The sequence below is a fragment of the Streptomyces sp. NPDC058877 genome, assembly GCF_042742855.1.
GTDB lineage: Bacteria > Actinomycetota > Actinomycetes > Streptomycetales > Streptomycetaceae > Streptomyces.
In genome coordinates this window covers 25987-46430 of the sequence record NZ_JBHYMF010000045.1, presented here as the reverse complement: position 1 = coordinate 46430, position 20444 = coordinate 25987, and the positions used below count along the sequence as shown (strand labels likewise).

Annotated in this window: 21 protein-coding genes; 9 read left to right on the top strand and 12 right to left on the bottom strand. The window is 72.8% G+C overall.

Going from position 1 to position 20444, the window contains the following annotated elements; translation table 11 throughout:
• Nucleotides 1-89: 89 nt before the first annotated feature.
• Genes ACFW2Y_RS13790 through ACFW2Y_RS13770 form a run of 5 tightly spaced genes read right to left on the bottom strand, consistent with a single transcriptional unit; the run spans nt 90 to nt 5783 of the window.
• The gene (locus tag ACFW2Y_RS13790; protein WP_384877492.1) at nt 90-956 is read right to left on the bottom strand and encodes an oxygenase MpaB family protein; all 867 of its coding nucleotides are present in this window, start codon (nt 954-956) and stop codon (nt 90-92) included.
• Nucleotides 957-1004: 48 nt separating this feature from the next.
• Nucleotides 1005-1976, bottom strand: coding sequence for a DUF5914 domain-containing protein (locus ACFW2Y_RS13785; protein ID WP_384877491.1), 972 nt, complete (start codon nt 1974-1976; stop codon nt 1005-1007).
• A gap of 44 nt (nt 1977-2020) precedes the next feature.
• Nucleotides 2021-3064: a phytoene/squalene synthase family protein gene (locus tag ACFW2Y_RS13780; RefSeq protein WP_384877489.1), complete on the bottom strand. Its 1044-nt coding sequence runs from the start codon at nt 3062-3064 to the stop codon at nt 2021-2023.
• Entirely contained in the window at nt 3061-4617 is a 1557-nt protein-coding gene (gene crtI / locus ACFW2Y_RS13775) for a phytoene desaturase family protein (RefSeq protein ID WP_384877487.1), read from the bottom strand. The genes ACFW2Y_RS13780 and crtI overlap by 4 nt, the downstream gene beginning before the upstream one ends.
• Nucleotides 4614-5783: a polyprenyl synthetase family protein gene (locus ACFW2Y_RS13770; protein WP_384877485.1), complete on the bottom strand. Its 1170-nt coding sequence runs from the start codon at nt 5781-5783 to the stop codon at nt 4614-4616. The genes crtI and ACFW2Y_RS13770 overlap by 4 nt, the downstream gene beginning before the upstream one ends.
• Nucleotides 5784-5978: 195 nt before the next feature.
• Here ACFW2Y_RS13770 and ACFW2Y_RS13765 point away from each other — a divergent pair, with 195 nt between their 5' ends.
• Nucleotides 5979-6686: a class I SAM-dependent methyltransferase gene (locus ACFW2Y_RS13765; RefSeq protein WP_384877483.1), complete on the top strand. Its 708-nt coding sequence runs from the start codon at nt 5979-5981 to the stop codon at nt 6684-6686.
• A 132-nt stretch (nt 6687-6818) separates the two neighbouring features.
• Complete coding sequence (locus ACFW2Y_RS13760; RefSeq protein ID WP_384877481.1) at nt 6819-8066, top strand: glycosyl hydrolase family 8; 1248 nt, start codon at nt 6819-6821, stop codon at nt 8064-8066.
• On the opposite strand, the gene ACFW2Y_RS13755 is transcribed toward ACFW2Y_RS13760, so the two are convergent.
• On the bottom strand, nt 8043-9728 hold the full coding sequence (locus ACFW2Y_RS13755; protein WP_384877479.1) for an FAD-dependent monooxygenase: 1686 nt from the start codon (nt 9726-9728) through the stop codon (nt 8043-8045). The genes ACFW2Y_RS13760 and ACFW2Y_RS13755 overlap by 24 nt on opposite strands.
• Before the next feature lie 188 nt (nt 9729-9916).
• Between ACFW2Y_RS13755 and ACFW2Y_RS13750 the strand changes: the two genes are divergently transcribed.
• A complete protein-coding gene (locus tag ACFW2Y_RS13750; RefSeq protein ID WP_384877477.1) occupies nt 9917-10270 on the top strand; it encodes a hypothetical protein in 354 nt (117 codons plus the stop codon).
• A gap of 194 nt (nt 10271-10464) precedes the next feature.
• Here ACFW2Y_RS13750 and ACFW2Y_RS13745 read toward each other — a convergent pair whose 3' ends face one another.
• Nucleotides 10465-10851, bottom strand: a complete 387-nt coding sequence (locus tag ACFW2Y_RS13745; protein WP_384877475.1) for a hypothetical protein — start codon at nt 10849-10851, stop codon at nt 10465-10467.
• Between the two features lie 274 nt (nt 10852-11125).
• On the opposite strand from ACFW2Y_RS13745, the gene ACFW2Y_RS13740 reads away from it, so the two are divergent.
• Nucleotides 11126-11590, top strand: a complete 465-nt coding sequence (locus ACFW2Y_RS13740; protein ID WP_384877473.1) for an ATP-binding protein — start codon at nt 11126-11128, stop codon at nt 11588-11590.
• Between the two features lie 187 nt (nt 11591-11777).
• Here ACFW2Y_RS13740 and ACFW2Y_RS13735 read toward each other — a convergent pair whose 3' ends face one another.
• The 4 genes from ACFW2Y_RS13735 to ACFW2Y_RS13720 form a co-directional block, all read right to left on the bottom strand.
• Nucleotides 11778-13124: a carboxyl transferase domain-containing protein gene (locus tag ACFW2Y_RS13735; protein WP_384877472.1), complete on the bottom strand. Its 1347-nt coding sequence runs from the start codon at nt 13122-13124 to the stop codon at nt 11778-11780.
• A gap of 227 nt (nt 13125-13351) precedes the next feature.
• A complete protein-coding gene (locus ACFW2Y_RS13730) occupies nt 13352-13798 on the bottom strand; it encodes a DUF6114 domain-containing protein (RefSeq protein ID WP_384877470.1) in 447 nt (148 codons plus the stop codon).
• 2 nt (nt 13799-13800) lie between these two features.
• Nucleotides 13801-14457: a DUF6230 family protein gene (locus ACFW2Y_RS13725; RefSeq protein ID WP_384877468.1), complete on the bottom strand. Its 657-nt coding sequence runs from the start codon at nt 14455-14457 to the stop codon at nt 13801-13803.
• Nucleotides 14458-14675: 218 nt separating this feature from the next.
• Nucleotides 14676-15350, bottom strand: a complete 675-nt coding sequence (locus tag ACFW2Y_RS13720; RefSeq protein ID WP_384877466.1) for a TetR/AcrR family transcriptional regulator — start codon at nt 15348-15350, stop codon at nt 14676-14678.
• A 429-nt stretch (nt 15351-15779) separates the two neighbouring features.
• Between ACFW2Y_RS13720 and ACFW2Y_RS13715 the strand changes: the two genes are divergently transcribed.
• The gene (locus ACFW2Y_RS13715) at nt 15780-16445 is read left to right on the top strand and encodes a Tat pathway signal sequence domain protein (RefSeq protein WP_384877464.1); all 666 of its coding nucleotides are present in this window, start codon (nt 15780-15782) and stop codon (nt 16443-16445) included.
• A gap of 46 nt (nt 16446-16491) precedes the next feature.
• Here ACFW2Y_RS13715 and ACFW2Y_RS13710 read toward each other — a convergent pair whose 3' ends face one another.
• Nucleotides 16492-16950 carry a cyclic nucleotide-binding domain-containing protein gene (locus tag ACFW2Y_RS13710; protein ID WP_384877462.1) on the bottom strand — a complete coding sequence of 153 codons (459 nt, stop codon included), beginning with the start codon at nt 16948-16950 and terminating at the stop codon, nt 16492-16494.
• A 225-nt stretch (nt 16951-17175) separates the two neighbouring features.
• Between ACFW2Y_RS13710 and ACFW2Y_RS13705 the strand changes: the two genes are divergently transcribed.
• Genes ACFW2Y_RS13705 through ACFW2Y_RS13690 form a run of 4 tightly spaced genes read left to right on the top strand, consistent with a single transcriptional unit; the run spans nt 17176 to nt 20425 of the window.
• Nucleotides 17176-17931, top strand: a complete 756-nt coding sequence (locus tag ACFW2Y_RS13705; RefSeq protein ID WP_384877460.1) for an amino acid ABC transporter ATP-binding protein — start codon at nt 17176-17178, stop codon at nt 17929-17931.
• A 55-nt stretch (nt 17932-17986) separates the two neighbouring features.
• Nucleotides 17987-18838: a glutamate ABC transporter substrate-binding protein gene (locus tag ACFW2Y_RS13700; RefSeq protein WP_384877458.1), complete on the top strand. Its 852-nt coding sequence runs from the start codon at nt 17987-17989 to the stop codon at nt 18836-18838.
• Between the two features lie 10 nt (nt 18839-18848).
• Nucleotides 18849-19514 (top strand): amino acid ABC transporter permease, encoded by a 666-nt coding sequence (locus tag ACFW2Y_RS13695; protein WP_384877456.1) that lies wholly within the window; start codon nt 18849-18851, stop codon nt 19512-19514.
• Nucleotides 19511-20425 (top strand): amino acid ABC transporter permease, encoded by a 915-nt coding sequence (locus ACFW2Y_RS13690; protein ID WP_384877454.1) that lies wholly within the window; start codon nt 19511-19513, stop codon nt 20423-20425. Before ACFW2Y_RS13695 ends, ACFW2Y_RS13690 begins: the two co-directional genes overlap by 4 nt.
• Nucleotides 20426-20444 lie beyond the last annotated feature (19 nt).

Sequence of the window (20444 nt, the reverse complement as noted above, 5' to 3'; positions counted from 1 at the left end):
GTTGCTCTCCCGTGCGGGCGGACCCGGACGGGAGAGCAACCGGAGGGCGCCCTGAACTGCTGCTCGGACCACGGACCGTCCCCTACCGGTCACCGGCCGGCCGTCCCGGGAAGCGGGGGCGTCGCCCAACGGATCGCCGCCGTGACGGCCAGGCCGCCGGGGCGGGCGAAACGGAGGAGCAACCGGACGCGTCGCGGCACCGGAAGGAGTTCCCGGGCCCACCGCGGCAGCAGGTCCACGGCCGCCGTCGCCAGCAGGAGATAGGGGAGGCGCGCCGGCAGCGGCAGGGGAGGGGAGACCAAGAGATACCGGGCCGTCGCCGCCGATTCGACCGTCGTCCCCAGCTCGCGGCGGCGGCTCCTGAGCGAGGCGACCAGGGCGTCGAGGGTCAGGGGCGGGTCCTCGACGCCCAGCCGCACGGCGACCGATGCCATGTCCGCGACGTACGCGTCCGCCTGGCGGCCGGTCAGCGGGGACCGGCCGTAGCGCTGGTGTGCCTCCAGGAAGCAGTAGGTCTCGGCGATGTGGACCCAGGAGAGCAACGAGGGGTCGGAAGCGCGGTAGGGCACCCCGCCGGAGGTCTGCCCGACCACCCGCTCGTGGACCCGCCGCACCCGCTCCACCGCCCGCTCGGCATCGTGGGCCGTCCCGAAGGTGGTCTCCGCCAGGAAGGTGCTCGTCCGCTGGAGACGGCCCCATGGATCGCCGCGGAAGCCCGAGTGCGCCCAGACGGCGGCCATCGCGACGGGGTGCAGCGACTGCAGCAGGAGGGCGGCGAGCCCCCCGACGTACATGGAAGCGTCGGCGTGCACGATCCGCACCGGCCGGTCCGGAGCGAACCAGCGGGGCCCCGGGGTCCCGTGGATCCGGGCCCGCTTCCGATGGGCCGTCGGGCCGGCCACGCGCCGCAGCAGCGCGTCACCTGCCTTCGTCCGCAGCCTCCTGATCAGGGGCACGGGGCGGAACTCCTTTCGTGGGCCGATCGGACGGGACGCGGTCGGGCCCTACCCGGGGAAGCGGCCCGTGCTGCGGAGCAGCCAACGCCGTTCCGCATAGGCGAGGTCGTCCCGCCACAGGCGTCCGGCCGCGGACCGCATCGCGGGCCGGAGCAACGGGGCGAGGAACCGGGCCGCTGCGAACCCGGGACGGTCCGACGCCGCCACCACGGCCTCCACCACGGCGGTGCGCGGGCGGGCGGAGCCGGCGGGAACGAGCGGTGTGGCATGGGTCTCCACGACGGATCCGGTTCCTTCCCCTTCCACGATGCGCATCGTGACCGTCCGCGGTTCCGGTGCGGTGAAGACCGCGGTCACCGGCACCACCGCGCGGCCCGCGACCTTGAACGACACCCGGACGAGCAGGGCGTCCTCCTCGTCCCCGACCGCGCCCGCGGAGTCGTCGAGGACCTTGAGGTCCACGAAGGAATAGGGGTGCAGCCAGGCCCCGTGCCAGGGATCGAGGCGGTTGGCCACGACGTCCTGGGGCTCGCAGGTCCCCACCCCGGTGTAGACGGCGGAGACCGCGCCCGCAGCAGACGGTCGTGGTGGCACCACGGGGCGCTCGGTCGGTTCCTCCCCACCGACCTGGTCCAGCCGGACCCAGACCAGCACACCGTCGTCGAAGGCCGGCCAGGGCTCCCATCCGGCGAAGGCGGAACCGTCCAGGGCCAGGCCGTGCCAATGGCAGATCAGGGTTCCGCACCGCACCGCACCGTCCTTCAGCGGCGCCCCCAGGTGGGGACAGACGCCCGACCCCGCACGGACCCCGCCCCGCCCGTCGCGCCAGAGCACCACCTCCGTGCCCGCCACGGTCCGGCCCGTCGGCAGGTCGGGTCGGACCTCCCGGCTCGCCCCGACGACGAACCAGTTTCCCGAGCGCCGTGCCGTGGCACGCTCCAGCGCGCCCGCGATGGCCGCGGGGCGGGCCTGCCGCCACGTCGACCGTTGGTGTTCCCAGGCCACGGCGTGACGCCGCATCCGCAAGGGCAAGCGGGAACGGTTCGCCCCCGAGCGGTCCCCGCTCACCTGACGTCACCCCTCGTGCGGTCGCCGTTGTTCCTCCTCCGCCCGGGGCCCGCCGGACGGAGCCCGGCCGCAGGAGCGGTGCCGTCCGGGGCGGGCCCCCCGCGCGGACCCCGCCGCTTCGTGCGCGCCGTCCAGGCGTGGGTGAGGCCGAGCAGGGCGAGGGCCGCCCGGCGGCGCTTGCCGACGACGGCCCGCCGGTGCACGACGGCGAAGCCCTGTTCCTCGATGACGTCCAGGATCTCCCGGTACAACAAGAAGGCCGTCCGCACACAGGGCGCCGACACGGGGTCCAGCAGGGCGATCCCGGGCTCGGCCTCCCGGTACACGTCCCGGGTGAGGGCACCCGCGGCCCGCAGGGCCGTCGTGATGCGCCGGTCACGGCATCCGGTCAACCTGCTCCACTGCAGCAGCTCCCGGTCCACGCCCGAGGCCGCGAGCAGCTCGGCCGGCAGATAGATCCTGCCGCGGTCCAGGTCCTCTCCCACGTCGCGGATGAAGTTCGTCAGTTGGAAGGCGATCCCGAGCGCGGCAGCGTACGGTTCGGCCTCCTCCCGTGGCACGACGGTCCCCAGGACCGGCACCATCTGCAGTCCGATGACGGCCGCTGAGCCGTGCATGTACCCGCACAGGTCGCCGTACGTCGCGTAGTCCCGCACGAAGAGGTCACTGCGCATGGAGCCCAGGAAGTCGTCGAAGTGCCGCGGCGCAATGGCGTACCGGGCCCGGGCGTCCGCCGCTGCCGCCACGGAGGGTTCGGTCACCGGCTCCCCGCGCAGCGCGCCGTGCCACTGGGCCTCCAGCGCGTCCAGTGCGCGCGCCCGCTCGGTCGGGGAGGCGTCGCCCAGGTCGTCGACGATGTCGTCCGCGTGCCGGGCGAACCCGTACAGGGCGTGGACCGCACTGCGCCGGTCGAGCGGAAGGAGCCGGGTCGCCAGGAAGTACGTCCTGCCGTGGCGCGCGTTGAGCCTGCGGCACGTTTCGTACGCCCTCCGGAGCGAGGGGTCGGACACGCCCGCCGCGTCGAGCTCGCGCGCCGTCATCGGGCACCCCGCCGGAGGGCGACCGTTCCGGTGAACTGTCCGTCCCCGCCGGAGGCCCGGCGTGCGGATCCGGCCGGTGGACCGGTGATGCGGTGCGCCGCCAGTTTCCCGGAGATCAGCACCGGAGGGACGCCGACCCCCGGAGTGGTTCCACAGCCTGCGAGCACGGCGTTCTCGGTGCCCCGGACGAGGTTGCGCGGTCGGAACGGGCCCGTTTGGGCGAACGTGTGGGACACCGAGAAGGGCGTGCCCACGCTGTGCCCCCGGGCCGTCCAGTCCGCCGGAGTCACCAGGGTCTCCTCGTCGATCGCCCCTCCGAACCCGTGCAGCCCCCTCCGTTCGAGCTCGTCCACCAGGACGTCCCGGTAGGCCGGCCCCAGTTCGCCCCAGTGCGTCGGGCCGGGACCGATCGCGGTGTTCGGGCACGGTGCGAGGACGTAGTGGAGGTGCCGGCCGGCCGGAGCGAGCGAAGGGTCGGTCGCCGTGGGCCGGGTGATGAGGAGCGACGGATCGCTCATCAGCTCACCCGTCCTGGTGATCTCGTCGAACGTCCGTGACCAGGCGGCGCCGAACGAGATGGTGTGGTGTCCGAGCACCGGCCAGGTGCGATCCGTGCCCGCGTGCAGGATCACGGCGCTGGGGGAGTGCCGCATCCTGCCGGGGCGACGGGGGGCGCGCCCCAAGAGCCGATAGGAGAAGGGGAGCTCCGGGGTGAGCACGACGGCGTCGCACGGGATCCGCCCGTGCTCCGTCAGCACCGCGGTGATGCGGGCGCCCGACCGTTCCAGTCCGCTGACCCGCTCCGAACAGCGCAGGCTGGCTCCGGCGCGCTCGGCCGCGGCGGCCATGGCCGCCGGTACCGAGTGCATCCCGCCACGGGGGAAGTACACCCCGGCGACCGTGTCCATGTAGGCGATCACCGCGTATGCCGCCAGCGCCCGCGAGGGCGGCACACCGGCGTACAGGGACTGGAAGGAGAAGACGCGCCGCAGCCGCTCGTCCGTCAGGAACTCCCCGATGGCCCGGTCGAGGCGGCCCAACCCGCCGAGCGCGGCGAGCCGGGCCAGGTCCGGGTGGACCAACTGCGCCGGGGAATCGAAGTTCGCGTCGATGAACCGCCGCTTCTGGACCGCGTACAGCTTGCTCAGCCAGTCCCGCATCCTGAGGTACCCCTGGGCTTCCCGCGCCCCGGCGAACCGCTCCACCTCGTCGGCCATGGCATCGCGGTCCGTGTGGACGTCGACGCGGCTCCCGTCCCAGAACAGCGCGCGGTACGCCGGGTGCAGCGGAACGAGTTCCACCCGGTCGCGCAACGACTCGCCCACGGCGTGGAACGCCTCGTCCAGGATGTCGGGCATCGTCAGGACGGTGGGCCCCGTGTCCAAGCGGTACCCACCGAGGTCCAAGCGCCCGGCCCGGCCGCCGGGGCGGGCGTCCCGCTCGACGAGCGTCACCCTCCGCCCCGCGCCCAACAGGTGCAGGGCCGCCGACAGGCCGGCCAAACCGGCCCCCACGACGACCACGTGGTCCGTCCTGCCCGGAACCCTCCTCATCGGACGCCCCCCGTCACCGCGGGAACGCGTCGGCGGGGCCCCGCCCGGTGCCCGGAGTCCGTACCGGCGACCGGCGCGACCCCTCCGGCATCGAGGAGCAGCCGCGTCATCCGCTCGGTCGGTTCCGGGGCCAGCGCCGCGGCCCGGAGCGTGCTCACCGCACGCCCGCACAAGTCCTCCACCCGGGCCGTGACGTACGCCCGGGCCCCGTGATCGGCGAGCAGGTCGACCACCCGGTGCAGCTCCTCGTCCGTCGCGTCCGGGGAACCGACGACGGACTCCAGCAGGCGGAGCCCCTCGGAGTCGCCCCGCCGGACGCACAGCGCGCGCCCCACGGCCATGAGGTACGTCGCCTTGCCCTCCCTGAGGTCCTCACCGGCCGGTTTGCCGGTCTTCCGCGGATCGCCGAAGACGCCCTGCACGTCGTCGTGGAGCTGGAAGGCGAGGCCCGCGCACAGCCCGGCCCGTCGCAGCGCCCCGACCGTCCGCTCATCCGCCCCGGCGAGCCGCGCCCCGAGGACGAGCGGGTGCACCGCGGAATACTGCGCCGTCTTCAGGACCGCGGTCCGCACCGCACGCCTGCGCGACCTGGCGTCGATGGCCTGGGCGTGCAGGTCCAGGTACTGCCCGGCCACCATCTCGGTCCGCAGGGCGCGCCACTGGTCCCCGAGTTCGGCCGCGTGCGGGGTCCTGAGCAACGCCTCCGTGAACGCATCGTCCGCCCAGGCCAGCGCCAGGTCCCCGGCCAGGATCGCGGCGGACCCGCCGAAGGTCCCGAAGGGACGGGGGCGCCCGCCCGTCCCGTACTGGCGGTCGAGCGCCACGTGGACGGCCGGACCGCCCCTGCGGAACGAGGACCCGTCCATGACGTCGTCCTGGATGAGGGCACAGGTCTGGATCAGTTCGACGGCGGCCCCGGCCCGGAGTGCGGCCCCGGTCTCGTCCGCACCTCCGCCGCAGGCCCGCATGGACCACCACAGCAACTGCGACCTGCGGCGCCGGCCCCCGGTCGCGGTGAAGGCCGCCACGCGCCGGGCGATGTCCGCGGCAAAGGTTCCTTCCACGGCCCGGGCCTCGTCGAGGCGCCGCCCAAGCACGTCGTCGAGGACGAGGTCCAGGGCCGCCGGGACGTCCCGGTCGACGGTCGGCGGATCGAGAGTGTGCATGTGTGTTCCCTTGCTGCCGAGCGCGGGCAGTACGGTCGTCACTTCATTCGGTACCGCTCCGGCCCGTGGATGCAGCCTTCCTTGAGCCGTTCGTGCGACGGCCGCACCGGAGCGGGGCGACCTGCCGTCGGTCCCCCTCGCCACGGCCGGCGGAGTGCGGGAGGCTGAGGAGGGGTTCCCGACGAAGGGGTGCACATGGACCTGTTGCGTGACGCCGACCTCGCCGCCGCGTTCGACCACGCGTCGGGGACGTACGACCACATGACGTCCACCAGCCCGGGGTACTACGCCCACCTGGTCCGGTCGGCCCGGCGCCTGGGCCTTCCCGGACGGGGAGCAGGACTGTCCCTATTGGACCTGGGCTGCGGCACCGGCACCTCCACGGCAGCACTGCTGCAGGCCGCGCCCCTGGCGACCGTCACCGGTGTCGACGCCTCGGCCGGGATGCTCGCACGGGCCCTGAGCAAGACCTGGCCGGAGCGGGTCTCCTTCGTGCACGCACCGGTCGAGCGGATGGACGAGGTCGCGGCGAGGGGCCCTTACGATGCGGTCCTCGCCGCCTACCTCCTGCGCAACGTGGCGGATCCCGACGCCGTGTTGCGGGACGTCCACCGACTGCTCCGCCCCGGGGGGCGCCTCGCCGTCCACGAGTACAGCCTCAGCGGCCGGGCCGCGCACCGCTTCCTCTGGACGGCGGTCATGAACGGGTTCGTACGGCCCTGGGCGCGCCTGCACGGGGACGCGGCCCTCTACGCGCACCTGCACCGCAGCGTCCTGGACTTCGACACCGCGGACGCCTTCACCGACAGGCTGTACCGCGCCGGATTCGTCGCCGTGCGCCGTCTGCCCCTGCCCGGGTGGCAGACCGGCATCACCCACACCTTCGTCGCGGTGCGCCCTTGACGGACGCGGCTCCGATCCCGCGGTCGCGTCCTCTTCGGCGCGCCGCACCCCGCTCCGGGCACCGACCCCCTAGCCTCCGGACCGGAGCGAGCAGCACCTCCTCATGACCGACCGCGGAGCGGAGGGAAGGCCATGCGTCGACGGAGCGGAACGCTCCTCGGGCTGATGGGCCTGCTGGCCCTGCCCCTGACGGCGATGACGACGGCACACGCCGGCAACGGCGCGAGGGGCCCGGCCGTTCCCTTCGGCAGCCGCCTCAAGCCCTATGCCGCCGGCGTGCTGACGCCTTCCGGCAGCCGGGCCGCGCTCGACCGGAAGGTCATCGACCACTACGAGGACTGGAAGGCCGCCTTCGTCCGACAGAACTGCGGCAACGGCTGGTACCAGGTCATCTCCCCCGACGCCGACCACCCGTACGTGGCCGAGGCACAGGGCTACGGCATGGTCATCACCGCCACCATGGCGGGCGCCGACCCCGATGCCAGGAAGGTCTTCGACGGACTCGTCCGATGGGTGACCGCCCACCCCTCCTCGATCAACCCCGACCTCCTCGCGGCCGAGCAGGACGACGACTGCACGAGCGTCAACGGCGGAGACAGCGCCACCGACGGGGACCTGGACGTCGCCTACGGCCTGCTCCTCGCCGATGCGCAGTGGGGCAGCGACGGCATCCACGACTACAAGGGCCTGGCGCTCAAGCACATCGCCGCCGTCAAGAAGGACGAACTCGACCCGAGGACCCTGCTCCTGAAACCGGGCGACTGGGCCGGCCGGGACGGCCCGTACTCCTCCCTCTCCCGGACCTCGGACTGGATGATCGACCACTTCCGCGCCTTCCGGACGGCCACGGGCGACGCCACCTGGGACTCCGTGCGTCGCGCGCACCAGACGCAGCTCTCCCGGCTCCAGTCCACCTACGCCGCCGACACCGGACTCCTTCCCGACTTCGTCGTCGACACCGCCACGGAACCGAAACCGGCCCCCGGCCGGGTGCTGGAGGACGCCCGCGACGGCTCCTTCTGGTGGAACGCCTGCCGCACGCCGTGGCGCATCGGCGCCGACGCGGTGACCAGCGGAGACCCCCGGTCCCTTGCCGCCGCGCGGAAGCTGAGCCGCTGGATCGTCTCCGAGACCGGCGGGAACCCGGACCGGATCGCCACCGGCTACGAGCTCGACGGCACGCCGATCTCCAGCGCGAGCCACGCCGCCTTCTTCGCCCCGTTCGCCGTGGCGGCGATGACCGACCCCGACGGTCAGGCGTGGCTGGACGCCCTCTGGAAGAAGATGCTGGCCACCCCGGTCGACCCGAGCGGCTACTTCTCGGCGAGCATCCAGCTCCAGGCCATGATCACGGTCTCAGGCAACCACTGGGTGCCGTAGCCGCACGGACAGCGCGCCCAGGTAGTCGCCCAGGGCGGTGGCCGTGGCGCCGAGGGGGAACCGGGCCCCGAGTTGCCCGTCGGGCCGGACGACGAATCCGGTCGCGTCGTCGGGGAGGTAGAGCCGGGCGAACTCCCCGGCGGAGTCCCGGTACAGCGGCACGGCCGCCCCCGCGAGCCGTGCGGCCCCGGAGTCAGCCGCACCGGCCGTTGCCGCTCCGGCCCCGTCCGCGGCCAGCAGAGCCACGACCGGCAGGTCGACGACCGACCTGGTCACCGCGGCGGCCGAGACCAGCGCGGCCCCGTCGGAGCCGTACAGCAGCACCACGTGCCCCGCACGACCGCGCAGCACGTCGAGGAGCCGCAGCGGAGGGGAGGGGACCGGGGCGGTCAGACCGGTGCAGTCCGGAGCCCGGTCGCCGGGCTGCGGCGCCGTCCCGGGACCGTACGGGGCGCCGGACAGCGGGCCGCCCCGGTGGCTCACGAGGAGTTGTGCCTCGCGGAGCAGCAGGGTCCGCCGGTCTTCGGGATCGGACTCGACGCCCCGCACGGCGTGCCGCAGGGTCCGTCCGACGACCTCCTCGCCGATCGGGCGGCGCTCCGCGTCGTAGGTGGCGAGCAGCTCCGGTCCTGCTTCCCCCCGCACCACGAGCGCGAGCTTCCAGGCCAGGTTGCAGGCGTCCTGCACCCCCGTGTTCATGCCCTGGGCGCCGGTGGGCGGGTGGATGTGTGCCGCGTCGCCCGCCACGAAGACCCGTCCGCGGCCGTAGCGGTCGACGATGCGGTGACTGATGCGGAAGACCGAGGACCAGCGCAGCCCGGAAAGGTGCACCGGTTGCGGCGCGAGCCGGTCCACGAGGGCCTGGAGTTCGGCCAGCCCGGGAGCTCGACCGGCCTCCGGGCCGTGCGCCACGCCTTCCGGGTCCGCCCCTTGCGGTGCGGGGGAACCCTTCGGGAGGTTCATCGACATGCGATAGCGCCCCGCCCCCGGCAGCGGAACGCAGACCAACACGTCGCCGATGGAGCCGTCGGGGGCCCGGCGGCTCGAACGGATGCCGTAGTCGTGCGGCAGCTCCCAGTCCGCCACGACGTCCCCGAGCACGTACTCCTCCGGGAGCGCGCCGCCCCGGTAGGACAGGCCCAGCGTCTTTCGCACGATGCTGTGCGCCCCGTCGCAGCCGATCAGATAGGGGACCCTGAGCTCCTCGTCGGCCCCGGACGGCGTGCGCAGCCTCGCGGTGACCCCGTCCCGGTCCTGGGCGAACGACACCAGCTCGGTGCCCCGCTCGACCACCGCTCCCATCCGCACGAGGTACTCCTCCAGGAGCCGCTCCGTTTCGTACTGCGGCAGCGCGGCGAAGCCGTACGGCACTTCGGGAGGCGTCTCCAGTTCGAGTCGTCCTTCTGCGCGGCCGTCGACGTAGGTCAGCTGTCCGTGCAGGGGCACGGCGGCCTCCAGGACGTCCCTGACCAGCCCCATGCGGTCCCAGAGCTCAAGGGTGCGCGGCTGGATCCCGACCGCCTTGGCGTAGGGGAGCCGGGCTGCCAGCCGGTCGACGAGCCGACAGTGCACACCGTGTCGACGCAGCTCCGCGGCTGCGCTCAGGCCGACCGGGCCCGCGCCCACGATCAGCACGTCGGTGGTGGTGCGGTGGTGCGCCACGGGATCCTCCCGGTGCAGAGACGTCCCGGAACGGCCCCTTCACCATCCTCGCCCCTGACTGCCGGGGCGGCGAGCGGGATCGGGTCGGGGACGCCCCGCAGGGGTGCCCGACGGCGGCGGTCACATCGGCCGGAGGAACCGCACGGACGTGCGGAACCTGGTGGTGCCGTCCGGCGTCCCTCCCGGGCATGAGCGAAGAACCGTCACGGGGGGCCCGGGACCGGACAGAGAGCGTGGTCGGCTGCCTGTTCACCGCCGTCGGCGCAACGGTCACCGGGGCCTTCGCACTGTCCAGGACCGCTCACACCCTCGAAGGCGGCTTCGAGGGCCAGGCCCGGGACTGGGGAGTGATCCTCGTCGAACTCCCGCTCGTCCTCCTGGGAGGGCTCCTCGTCCCTCCCCTGATCTGGGCGGCTGCGACCCGAGGGCTCCGCCCGTGGGCGGCGGCACTCGTCTGTCTGCTCGTCTCCGGCCTCGCGCTCTGGGGCCTCGCGAGTTGGTGGCACCCGCCCCGGCCCCCCGCTCACGGACCGGCCCTCTGACGCCCGTGCGCCTGGTGCCGGGGCGGCGACGGGCGCACCGCACCACGGGGGCGTGCTCAGGAGGAGGGCCTCCTCCGCTCCGACGGACCGGAATTCCCCGGGTGCGGCCCGGAGGCGGTCGACGGCCCGTCGGTTCTCGGCACCGGGCCGCACCTGACGGAGTCGGGTCCTCAAAGGGGGACGGACAACGTCGGTCAGGGGGAGACGAAGAGGTCTCCGGGAGCGTCGTCGAGGACGAAGCCGTTGTCGAAGCGCACGCGGACCGTCAGGCGGAGTTTCCGCTCCTGGTGGGCCACCCATGCGGGCCGCAGGGCCGCCACCTGATCCGCCACCTGCTCCCTGCTGGCCGGGGGCATCTGGTGGCCGAAGGCGTCGAGGAGGGAACCGAGCCGCTCGTACTCGCGGACCTCGTGGCCCTGTGGCCTGTCCGCGTCGACCCGCTCGACGGTGCCCTCGGCGCCCGCTGCCAGGGCCAGGAAACCAGCCCCCGCCTCCTGGGCGGTCTCCCCGGCCGGGACGACCTGCCCGGTCAGCCTGAGGTCCACCGCCAGCTTCACCCGCTGGCCCTCGTTCAGTCCCATCGATGCTTCGTCTCCCGGTGTCTCCGCGTGGTCGGCTGCCATTATCCGGCCACCGCCGGTCGGCCCGGCCCCGGCCCCTCCGGGAACCGGGGACCTTCCCGGGCCGGCCGGACCCTTCGGCCCCAGGCGTCGGTGCGGCCCTTGCCCACGCCGGTTTTGTGGTCCCGGGCGGCGGCGGTTCCCCACCGCACCGGGGCTGCCGAGGCCAAGGTGCACTGATTGCCCGAAACTGGGGGAGGGACGGAGTGGGAGATCGGCACGAGGAGGTGGGCGGGTGGCCGCGGAGACCGACGGCAGCCCCCGGAACCAGGTCCGCAGACTGGTGCTGCAGGGGACGCGGGGGGCGGTCTCGCGCTGTCGCGACTTCACCGCGGAGGCCCTGGCCGACTGGGGCTGGATCCCCGCGGAGGACGAGGAGGCGAGGGAGCGGGTCGAGGACGTCCTGCTCCTGGTGTCCGAAGTCGTCACCAATGCCTGTCTGCACGCCGGAGGTCCCGAGGAGTTCGTCCTGCGGCACGGGGATGGCTCGCTCCGGGTGGAGGTTTCCGACGCGAGCCCGGAACACCCGCGTGCCAAGGTCCCCCGCTCGGCCGCGCTGCCCGGCGGACACGGCTTGATGGTCCTGAACAGATTGGCCGGTGCTTGGGGCAGTAGGGACAAGGGCCCCGGGGCCGTGGGCAAGGTGGTGTGGCTGGAGGTCGCCCGTCCGCCCGGGAGGGGAGCGGAGCGCTCGGGGTAGGTCCCGCACCGCCGGTGCCACGGCCTCGGGCTCGACGCGGCACGCTCCCTCGTGCCCGGTCGTGGGCAGCGGCGCACGGCCCCGTGCCGCTGCGGTCGGAGCCGCGGACCTTCCCGTTTCCCCACGGATGCGCCGCCCGCAGCCCGGGCCGCGGGCGTCGAGCGCTCCGCGATGCCGGTTCCCGCCGTCAGTCGGGTCGGTGTGCCACGACGCCCCGGACGACCCCCAGGTCCACCAGGTCCTGCGGGCGCAGGCGGAGCCGGTCGGCGGTGTCGGCGGACTCTTCGGGAGCACGCTTGAGGATGGCGGTGGCGAGCTCGGGCGCGATGACGGAGAAGTAACCGTCGGGCGTGACCCAGGTGTTTCCCGGGGCGGCGAGCGCCAGCGCGCCGCCCGAACCGCCTTCGCCGACGAGCAGGGAAGTCAGCGGGGTGCGCGCGGAGGCGACGGCGGCGAACAGCTCGGCGATCGCGGTGCCCGCGCCCGCCCGCTCCGCCGCCGGGTCGTTCGCGGCCCCGGGGGTGTCGACGAGGGTGAGCACCGGAATGCCGAGGCGGTCGGCGAGGCGCACGAGCCGGGCGGCCGTACGGAAGCCGGCCGGTCGGGTCGCGGTGCCGCACTGGGCCGCGTACGCGACGGTGCGACCGTCCGGGAGCCGCCCGAAGCCGCACCGCACGCCCGGGTCGACGCCACCGCAACGGTCGCCGGAGAGCTCCTCGCGGAACGTGAAGTGGGCGTCCAGATAGGCCGCGGCCCGGGGACGCTCGGGATGCCGGGCCCGTGCCACGGCCTCCCGTCCGCTCCCGGCGGGTGCAGCTCCCGGTGCGCCGAGCGCGTACGGCGGGGCGACCGGGTCGTCGGAGGGGCGGACGAGCAGTGCGAGCCAGCGCCCGAGCGTTGCGCGCAGTCGTGCCGCCGGTACGATCGCGTCCAGGTGACCGTGGGCCAGCTGGGCCTCGGCCGTGTACGCGGAGGGGTCCGCATCCGGCGGGCGCACCCGGGAGCCGGCGAAGCCGACCTGGGCACCGGGCAGGGCGAGGACGACGTCGGACCCGGCGCCCAGGGTGGCCCAGCCGCCGCCCGTCGTCGGGTCCCGCAGCACCGCGATCTGCGGCAGTCCCGCGGCTCGGGTGAGCTCCGATTCGCGTGCCAGGAGCTGGAGTTGGACGAGGGCGCGCATGCCTTCGTGCATCCGACTGCCACCGGTCGCCGGCAGGACGACCACGGGCAGCCGGCGCGCCCGGGCCACGGCGTGGGCCGCGGCGGCGCGTGCGCCCGTCCGTTCCCCGAGGGAGCCTCCGAGGAAGCGGAATTCGAAGGAGATCAGGACCGCCGTCACCCCGCCGACCACTCCGGTGCCGCAGACCACCGACTCGGTTTCGCCGGTCCGTTCGGCCGCGCGGGCGTGCGCGGCGGAGTAACCGGGCCAGCCGATCGGCCCGTCATCGGCCAGTGGGCCCTCGGTGAAGGGGAGTTCGCTGAAGTCGTCGGTGATGAGGGCGATCGCCTCGCGCGCCGTCGTCGGATCACTCATGCGGGCCTCACCGCTCGTCGCCGGAGTGTGCGTACGGGATGCTGCTGGTGCGTACGGGTCGTTCGACGCCGCACCTCCACCGTACCGGTCGGCCTCCGTGCCGCCCTGCCCGGCCCTTCTCCGGCCGACCGGGAGCGTGGTGCGCGTGCGGGAGAGCCGGGGCGGAGCCGCCACCGGAGCCCCTGTCCTCCGGCCCCGGCCCCGGGACCGGAGGACAGGGGGCGCGTTCAGGCCGTCGCCGGCCCCGTCGGGTCCACCGCGCTCCCGGCGCTCCCGGTCCGCCGCCGCAGCAGCCGTCGCTCGCGGCGGGGCCGGTCCGGGACCCAGCCGAAGGCGAGGGAGCTGCCGATCAGGCCCAGCAGCATCCCCAGGAAAAACCCGCCCAGGTTGGAGGTGACCCAGCTGCCCAGGGACGCCAGCACTCCGACGACCGAGTAGAAGAGCCGCTGGCGCGGATTGAGGACGAGGAGCAGACCGCAGATCACCATGAGCGTGGGCAGCACGTAACCGACCAGGCTGTCGGCGCCCGCCGTGAGGATCACCGTGATGCTCGCCCGCTGGGTCAGCAGGATCTCGGCCCCGCCCAGGGCGAGTGCCACGCCGGCGCCGAAGGGGCGGCGGTGCCGCCAGCGGCGGAAGGTCCGCCAGGGCTGCCGGGGACGGCCGCGCACCATGCTCAGCAGCCCTTCGAGCTGAAGTTCATGTGCAGGTCGGGCAGGGTGAACCGGACCGCGGTCGTGGCGTAGTTGGTCTGCCTCAGGTCCGTGATGCTGACCGTGTCGGCCTGCTGGCCGAAGGAGCCGAGCGGGCCCTTGACCGGAGGCTTCTCGAAGGTGCTGGAGTCGCCGCCGATCTCGATGTTGTCGAAGTCGGCCGCCTTGCCGGAGATCTCGGTGGAGTCGGTGGTGAGTCCCGAGGCCCTGACGGGCGTGCCCTTGTTGCCGGCGGTGATGTGCAGGTACGTGCCGCCGAGCGCCACGCTCTGGCAGAGGTTGGTGAGTTCGGCCTGGCGGATCGCGGTGACGATGACCAGCACCTGGCCACCGGTGTCACCGGCGTTCGGGCTGTCCTCGGCCATGTTGTCGAGGGCGCCGAACTGTCCGAAGCCCGTGCCCTCCATGGAGTCGGCGGTGACGGTGAACGGCATGCCGGAGATGGCGAACTGGGCTGCGAGGGCTCCTTGTGCGGTGAGGACGACCAGGGTGGCCGCGGCTGCCAGGGCGGGCAGGCCCATCAGGGCCGCGCGCCGGTAGCGAACACCACCACGACGCTCGGGGCCGTTGCTCCGTAACGGGGACCGGGGGGTTTCAGGGGTGCCTTGGGACAGGGCCATGCGGTGCTCCTGACACGAGTGAGGAAACAGACCTGCGCGGCGACGTCCTGGCGCGGACGGCTCCCCAACCTGCCTGGGTCTTCCTCGCCTGGTGCGGAGGCAGACGTGCCGCAGGGAACCGATCGGACCGTAAGGCCTGGTGTTACCCGCGGTCAACCACTCGGTGCGGAAACCCTTTCCGGGGCCCCGGCGATCGATGATCGGGCGCCCGCGAGCGATCACTCGGGGGCGAACGGAGCCACCACGACGTGCACCAGGGTGTCGAGCAGCAGGGGGAGGTCGGCGAACCTGCCCTCGTCGACGGCACGGTGGACCGCCGCGTGCACGGCACCCACCACGGTGTCCACCAGCTCGCCCCGCGCCACCCGGGGTGGCCCCGGTGGGGCATCGACGAAGAACCGTCGAAAACTGGCCAGAAGTTCGGCGCGGGCCCGGCGCCCCGCAGGCCCCAGCGACTCGATCTCGACCACCATCGTCGCGAAGGCGGGCGTCTGGGTCAGCACGTCCAGGAGGGTCCGCAGACCGGCCCGCACCGAGGCCGGCCAGTCGGCGGCGCCGCCGGCCTCGTCGTACGCCTGCTGCATCGCCTTCACGACCTGTTGGGTGCCGCCCCGGTAGGCGGCGATGACGGCGTCCTCCTTCCCGGAGAACAGCTCGTAGAAGACGGGGCGGGTCACTCCGGCGGCCCGGCAGATGTCACTGATGCGGGCGCCCGCGTACCCGTTCTCCGCGACGGTCCGGGCCACTCCGTCGAGCAGGCGCTCCCGCTGCCGCGACGCCACCTGCTCGGGCGTCAGCCGCCGCGGCCCGGGACGCAGCGAGCGCTCCGGTTCGCGGCCCGAGCGGGCGCCCGGCAGGACGAGCCGCTCCTCGGCTCCGCGGGCACTCGTCATCGGCCACATCCTCCCGGAGTCGTTGACGGTGCGTGCTCGACGGGATTACAACCCTCATGGGTTTTCCTCTCGGTGCACGCACCGCACCGAGTATCACGCCCCGCGTCTCACGCGACCACCGCTGCCGGACATCCGTGGCGCCGGACCGTACCGGCGGCGGCCCGCACCCGCGTGTTCACCCAGCACCGTGCTCACTCCGACCGGGCGGCTCACCCCGCAGTGCCGAGCCCGCGCGGTACGGAGCAGCGCGTTTCGCATCGAGCCGCCCGATCCCGCACGGCACCGTCCACGCGCAGTCGCCGCACACCCCTGCGCGCCGCGACCCGACCTCGGGTCCCACCCGTTCCCCCGCGCATCCCCAGGTACTTCCCCCGGTACCCACGCGCACCCGCAATGCACCCCCACCTCCGTACGGAAGGAAGCATCCCCATGCGCAAGCGCGCTCTCCTCGCCTCCCTCGGTCTCGCCGTCTCCGCCACGCTGGCGGCCGGCGTCCAGGCCGGTGCCGCGGCCTCTTCGGGCGAGGTGCTGACCACCGGCGGCGCCGGCGGCACCGCCGTTGCCGCCGGCGACGTCCTCTCCGCCTCGCTCTCCTCCGGGACCAAGGCCAAGATCGCCACCTCTGCCGGCGGCAGCACCGGCATCACCTGCAGCACCTCGGCCTTCACCGCGACCGTCACCGGCAACCCGACCGCGCCCGGTACCGCCACCGAGACGGTCACGGCGCACACCCTGAGCAACTGCACCACCAACATCCTCGGGGCGACGGGCGTCAAGAGCATCACGGTGAACAACCTTCCGTTCGCCGCCGCCGTCGCCTCCGGAGGTTCGCTCACCGTCACCGCGGGCGCCGCGGGGCCGATCCAGACCACCCTGAAGATCAACACCATCCTCGGTTCGACCACCTGCGTCTACCGGGCCGGCAGCCTCACCGCGACGCCCTCCAACACCGACAGCTCGCTCACCTTCAGCAACCAGCTGTTCACCAAGTACAGCGGTCCCGGCACCTGCCCGGGCAGCGGTTACTTCTCCGCGGCGTACGGGCCCGTCCAGGACACCAGCCAGGCCGGCAGCCCCGCGGTCTTCGTCAACTGACGCAGCGCTCGGCGCCCCGCCTCCGCCGCGTGCGGCAGGGGCGGGGTCATGCCATGATGCCGCTCCCGTGCGGGGCGTACAGGTCCAGCAGCCGGACCCGGGTCACCTGGAGGCGGTGGGCGAGTATCGACCCCACCCAGTAGACGACCGCGGCGCCGAACTCCACGTCCGAGCGACACATCGACCGCACGGCCGGTGCGTCGAACTGGTGCGCCCGCACCGGCGTCATCGCCTCCGCCCCGGACTGGCACAGGTACGGCGGAAACAACCAGGAGAGCCCGACCAGCTCGCCGTGGCGCAGGGTTTCGATCACGGGCGACCCACGGCCCGGCACCTTCGCGTCGAGCGTCACCGCACCCGTCTTCACGATCCAGAAGCGGTCGGCGTGCTGTTGCTCCTCGAAGAGGCGATGGCCGGATTCGAAGTACACGTCCTCGGCGAAGGCCATCAGCCGTTCCCGGTGCTCCGGCGGCAACGTGCTGACCTTGGGTGCGGCACTGCTCATGGCGGACCCTCCTCGCACACTCGGCTCCCACCCCCCAGTGTGGGCCCGCCGGCGTCCGTGCGCAGGCTTCCGGCCCGACCGGCGGCCGGAAGCCCGTGCGCCGGTGCACGGAGTGCACCTCCGTTCACCTTCCGCACCCACCCGTCCGGGTGCGCCGTCCGGGTGGAGGGCGGAGCATGAACCTGAGGAGGGGCGGCAAGCGGGAGCGTGACCCAGGAGGGTGCCATGCCCGTCCCGGACGGTGGCGACGCGCTCGTCGTGCTGCGCGGGGTCGACAAGCACTTCGGCGCCCTGCACGTCCTCCAGGCCATTGACCTCACCGTCCACCGCGGCGAGGTCGTCGTCGTCATCGGTCCCTCCGGCTCGGGGAAGTCGACCCTGTGCCGGGCGATCAACCGCCTGGAGACCATCGACGCGGGCGAGATCGTCGTCGACGGTCGACCCCTGCCCGCCGAAGGGCGGGCACTGGCGGCCCTCCGCGCCGATGTGGGCATGGTCTTCCAGTCGTTCAACCTCTTCGCGCACAAGACCGTGCTCGGCAACGTGACCCTCGGGCAGATCAAGGTCCGCAAGAAGGACCGGAAGACGGCCGAACAGCGGGCCCGCACCCTGCTCGACCGGGTCGGGGTCGCCTCCCAGGCCGACAAGTACCCCGCCCAGCTCTCCGGTGGCCAGCAGCAGCGCGTGGCGATCGCCCGCGCCCTCGCGATGGACCCGAAGGTGATGCTCTTCGACGAGCCGACCTCGGCCCTCGACCCGGAGATGATCAACGAGGTCCTGGAGGTCATGCGACAACTGGCCCGGGACGGCATGACCATGGTGGTCGTGACCCACGAGATGGGCTTCGCGCGCTTCGCCGCCAACCGGGTCGTCTTCATGGCCGACGGCCGCATCGTCGAAGAGACGACACCGGACGAGTTCTTCAGTAACCCGCGCAGCGAACGAGCCAAGGACTTCCTCTCCAAGATCCTCCACCACTGAGCCGCGGCCACCGTCCGGTCGGTCGCCCGATCAGCAGCCCCCAGGGGTGAACCTCATGAACCGTCCCAGGACCAGCAGGGCCGCCGTCGCCGCAGCCGCGGCCGTCGTCCTCTCCCTCACCTCGGCAGGGTTCGCGAGCGGAGCGGCGGGAGCCGTACCGCGCGACCACACCGACGGCGACAAGATCACCGTCGGCATCAAGTTCGACCAGCCCGGCCTCGGCCTGAAGACCCCCGACGGCACCTACACCGGGTTCGACGTCGACGTGGCGACCTACGTCGCCAAGGAGCTCGGCCACGACCCCTCCGACATCGTCTGGAAGGAAGCCAAGAGCGCCGACCGGGAGACCCTGCTCCAGAGGGGGGACGTGGACTTCATCGCCGCCTCGTACTCGATCAACGACGAGCGGGCCAAGAAGGTCGACTTCGCCGGTCCCTACCTGCTTGCCCACCAGGACGTCCTGATCCGCGCCGACGACGACTCGATCAAGCAGCCGTCCGACCTGAACGACAAGAAGCTCTGCTCGGTCACCGGCTCGACCTCCGCGCAGAACGTCAAGACCCGACTCGCGCCCGACGCGCAGCTCCAGGAGTACGGGGGCTACTCCGAGTGCCTGACCGGCTTGGAGAACGGCGTCATCGACGCCGTCACCACCGACGACTCGATCCTCGCCGGGTACGCCGCGCAGGACCAGTTCAAGGGCAAGTTCAAGCTCGGTGGCTTCGAGATGAGCAACGAGAACTACGGCATCGGCGTCCAGAAGGGCAGCGAACTCAAGGACAAGATCAACGCGGCCCTGGAGAAGATGGTCGCCGACGGCTCCTGGGACGCCGCGGTCGAGAAGAACTTCGGCCCCGCCGGCTACCAGAACGAACCCGCCCCGAAGATCGGCGTCATCGTCACGTGAGCCGGCCGCCGTGTTCGACTTCCTCCAGGGGTACGACCTGCTCGGAGCCTTCTGGGTGACGGTGCAGCTCACCGTCTACTCCGCGATCGGCTCCCTCGTCTGGGGGACGCTGCTGGCCGCCATGCGGGTCAGCCCCGTCCCCCTCATGCGGGGCTTCGGCACCGTCTACGTCAACATCGTCCGGAACATCCCTCTCACCGTCATCATCGTCTTCACCTCGCTCGGACTCTTCCAGACCCTCGGCGTCAGCCTCGGCGCGGAACGTTTCACCACCATCAACTTCCGGCTCGCCGTCCTCGGCCTCACCGCCTACACCAGCGCCTTCGTCTGCGAGGCTCTCCGCGCCGGCATCAACACCGTCCCTCTCGGACAGGTCGAGGCCGCCCGTGCCATCGGCCTCAACTTCCCCCAGGTGCTCCGCCTGATCGTGCTCCCACAGGCCTTCCGCTCCGTCGTCGGCCCCCTCGCCAACGTCCTCATCGCCCTCACCAAGAACACCACCGTCGCCGCCGCCATCGGCGTCGCCGAAGCGGCCCTGCTGATGCGCGAGATGATCGAGAACGAAGCCCAGCTCATCCTGATCTCCGCGATCTTCGCCGTCGGCTTCCTCTGCCTCACCCTGCCCACCGGCCTCTTCCTCGGTTGGGTGGCCAAGAAGGCGGCGGTGAAGAGGTGAAGAACGAACCCACCGTCCTCTACGACGTCCCCGGTCCCCGCGCCCGGCGGCGCAACCTCCTCTGGACCCTGCTGTTCCTGCTCGCGCTCGCTGCCGTGCTCTGGTGGGTCGTGGCGAGCCTCGCCGACAAGAACCAGCTCGAATGGTCCAAGTGGGCGCCCTTCTTCACCGACGCCCGGGTCTGGCAGACGTACATCCTGCCCGCCCTGAAGAACACCGTGATCGCCGCCGCGCTCGCCATGGTGATCGCCCTGCCCCTCGGCGCGCTCCTCGGCATCCTCCGGCTCTCCGACCACCGGGCCGTACGCGTCGCCGCCGGCACCGTCGTCGAGTTCTTCCGGGCCATCCCCGTCCTCATCCTGATGCTCTTCGCGAACGCCGCCTACTCCGAATTCACCGACGTCAGCCCCGACACCCGCCCCCTGTACGCAGTGGTCACCGGCCTGGTCCTCTACAACGCCTCCGTGCTCGCAGAGGTGGTCCGCGCCGGCATCCTCGCCCTCCCCGCCGGCCAGACCGACGCCGCCAAGGCCATCGGCATGCGCAAGGGCCAGACCATGGCGCACGTCCTCCTGCCGCAGTCCGTCACCGCCATGCTGCCCGCCCTGGTCAGCCAGCTCGTCGTGATCGTCAAGGACACCGCGCTCGGCGGCGCGATGCTCGGCTTCTCCGAACTCCTCGCCTCCGTGCGCCCGATGAGCGCCAACTACGGCGCCAACACGATCGCCTGCTTCACCGTCGTCGCCGTGATCTTCGTCGTGCTCAACTTCGCGCTCACCACCTTCGCCTCCCGCCTCGAACGCCGTCTGCGCCGGGGCAAGAAGAGCACCGGCGCGGTCGTGGGAGCCGAGACCGCAGAGGAACTCGCGGGCCCCGGTGAGCACCCGGACACCCCGCACCACCCCCGCTGAAGGTCCGCCACCCGGGTGA

Bases quoted from the DNA above. Each gene is read 5' to 3' on its own strand.
- ACFW2Y_RS13770 (WP_384877485.1), bottom strand. From the start codon at position 5,783: ATGCACACTCTCGATCCGCCGACCGTCGACCGGGACGTCCCGGCGGCC.
- ACFW2Y_RS13745 (WP_384877475.1), bottom strand. From the start codon at position 10,851: ATGGGACTGAACGAGGGCCAGCGGGTGAAGCTGGCGGTGGACCTCAGG.
- ACFW2Y_RS13735 (WP_384877472.1), bottom strand. From the start codon at position 13,124: ATGAGTGATCCGACGACGGCGCGCGAGGCGATCGCCCTCATCACCGAC.
- ACFW2Y_RS13765 (WP_384877483.1), top strand. From the start codon at position 5,979: ATGGACCTGTTGCGTGACGCCGACCTCGCCGCCGCGTTCGACCACGCG.
- ACFW2Y_RS13760 (WP_384877481.1), top strand. From the start codon at position 6,819: ATGCGTCGACGGAGCGGAACGCTCCTCGGGCTGATGGGCCTGCTGGCC.
- crtI (WP_384877487.1), bottom strand. From the start codon at position 4,617: ATGAGGAGGGTTCCGGGCAGGACGGACCACGTGGTCGTCGTGGGGGCC.
- ACFW2Y_RS13750 (WP_384877477.1), top strand. From the start codon at position 9,917: ATGAGCGAAGAACCGTCACGGGGGGCCCGGGACCGGACAGAGAGCGTG.
- ACFW2Y_RS13720 (WP_384877466.1), bottom strand. From the start codon at position 15,350: ATGACGAGTGCCCGCGGAGCCGAGGAGCGGCTCGTCCTGCCGGGCGCC.
- ACFW2Y_RS13715 (WP_384877464.1), top strand. From the start codon at position 15,780: ATGCGCAAGCGCGCTCTCCTCGCCTCCCTCGGTCTCGCCGTCTCCGCC.
- ACFW2Y_RS13700 (WP_384877458.1), top strand. From the start codon at position 17,987: ATGAACCGTCCCAGGACCAGCAGGGCCGCCGTCGCCGCAGCCGCGGCC.
- ACFW2Y_RS13785 (WP_384877491.1), bottom strand. From the start codon at position 1,976: ATGCGGCGTCACGCCGTGGCCTGGGAACACCAACGGTCGACGTGGCGG.
- ACFW2Y_RS13780 (WP_384877489.1), bottom strand. From the start codon at position 3,064: ATGACGGCGCGCGAGCTCGACGCGGCGGGCGTGTCCGACCCCTCGCTC.
- ACFW2Y_RS13705 (WP_384877460.1), top strand. From the start codon at position 17,176: ATGCCCGTCCCGGACGGTGGCGACGCGCTCGTCGTGCTGCGCGGGGTC.
- ACFW2Y_RS13710 (WP_384877462.1), bottom strand. From the start codon at position 16,950: ATGAGCAGTGCCGCACCCAAGGTCAGCACGTTGCCGCCGGAGCACCGG.
- ACFW2Y_RS13730 (WP_384877470.1), bottom strand. From the start codon at position 13,798: ATGGTGCGCGGCCGTCCCCGGCAGCCCTGGCGGACCTTCCGCCGCTGG.
- ACFW2Y_RS13725 (WP_384877468.1), bottom strand. From the start codon at position 14,457: ATGGCCCTGTCCCAAGGCACCCCTGAAACCCCCCGGTCCCCGTTACGG.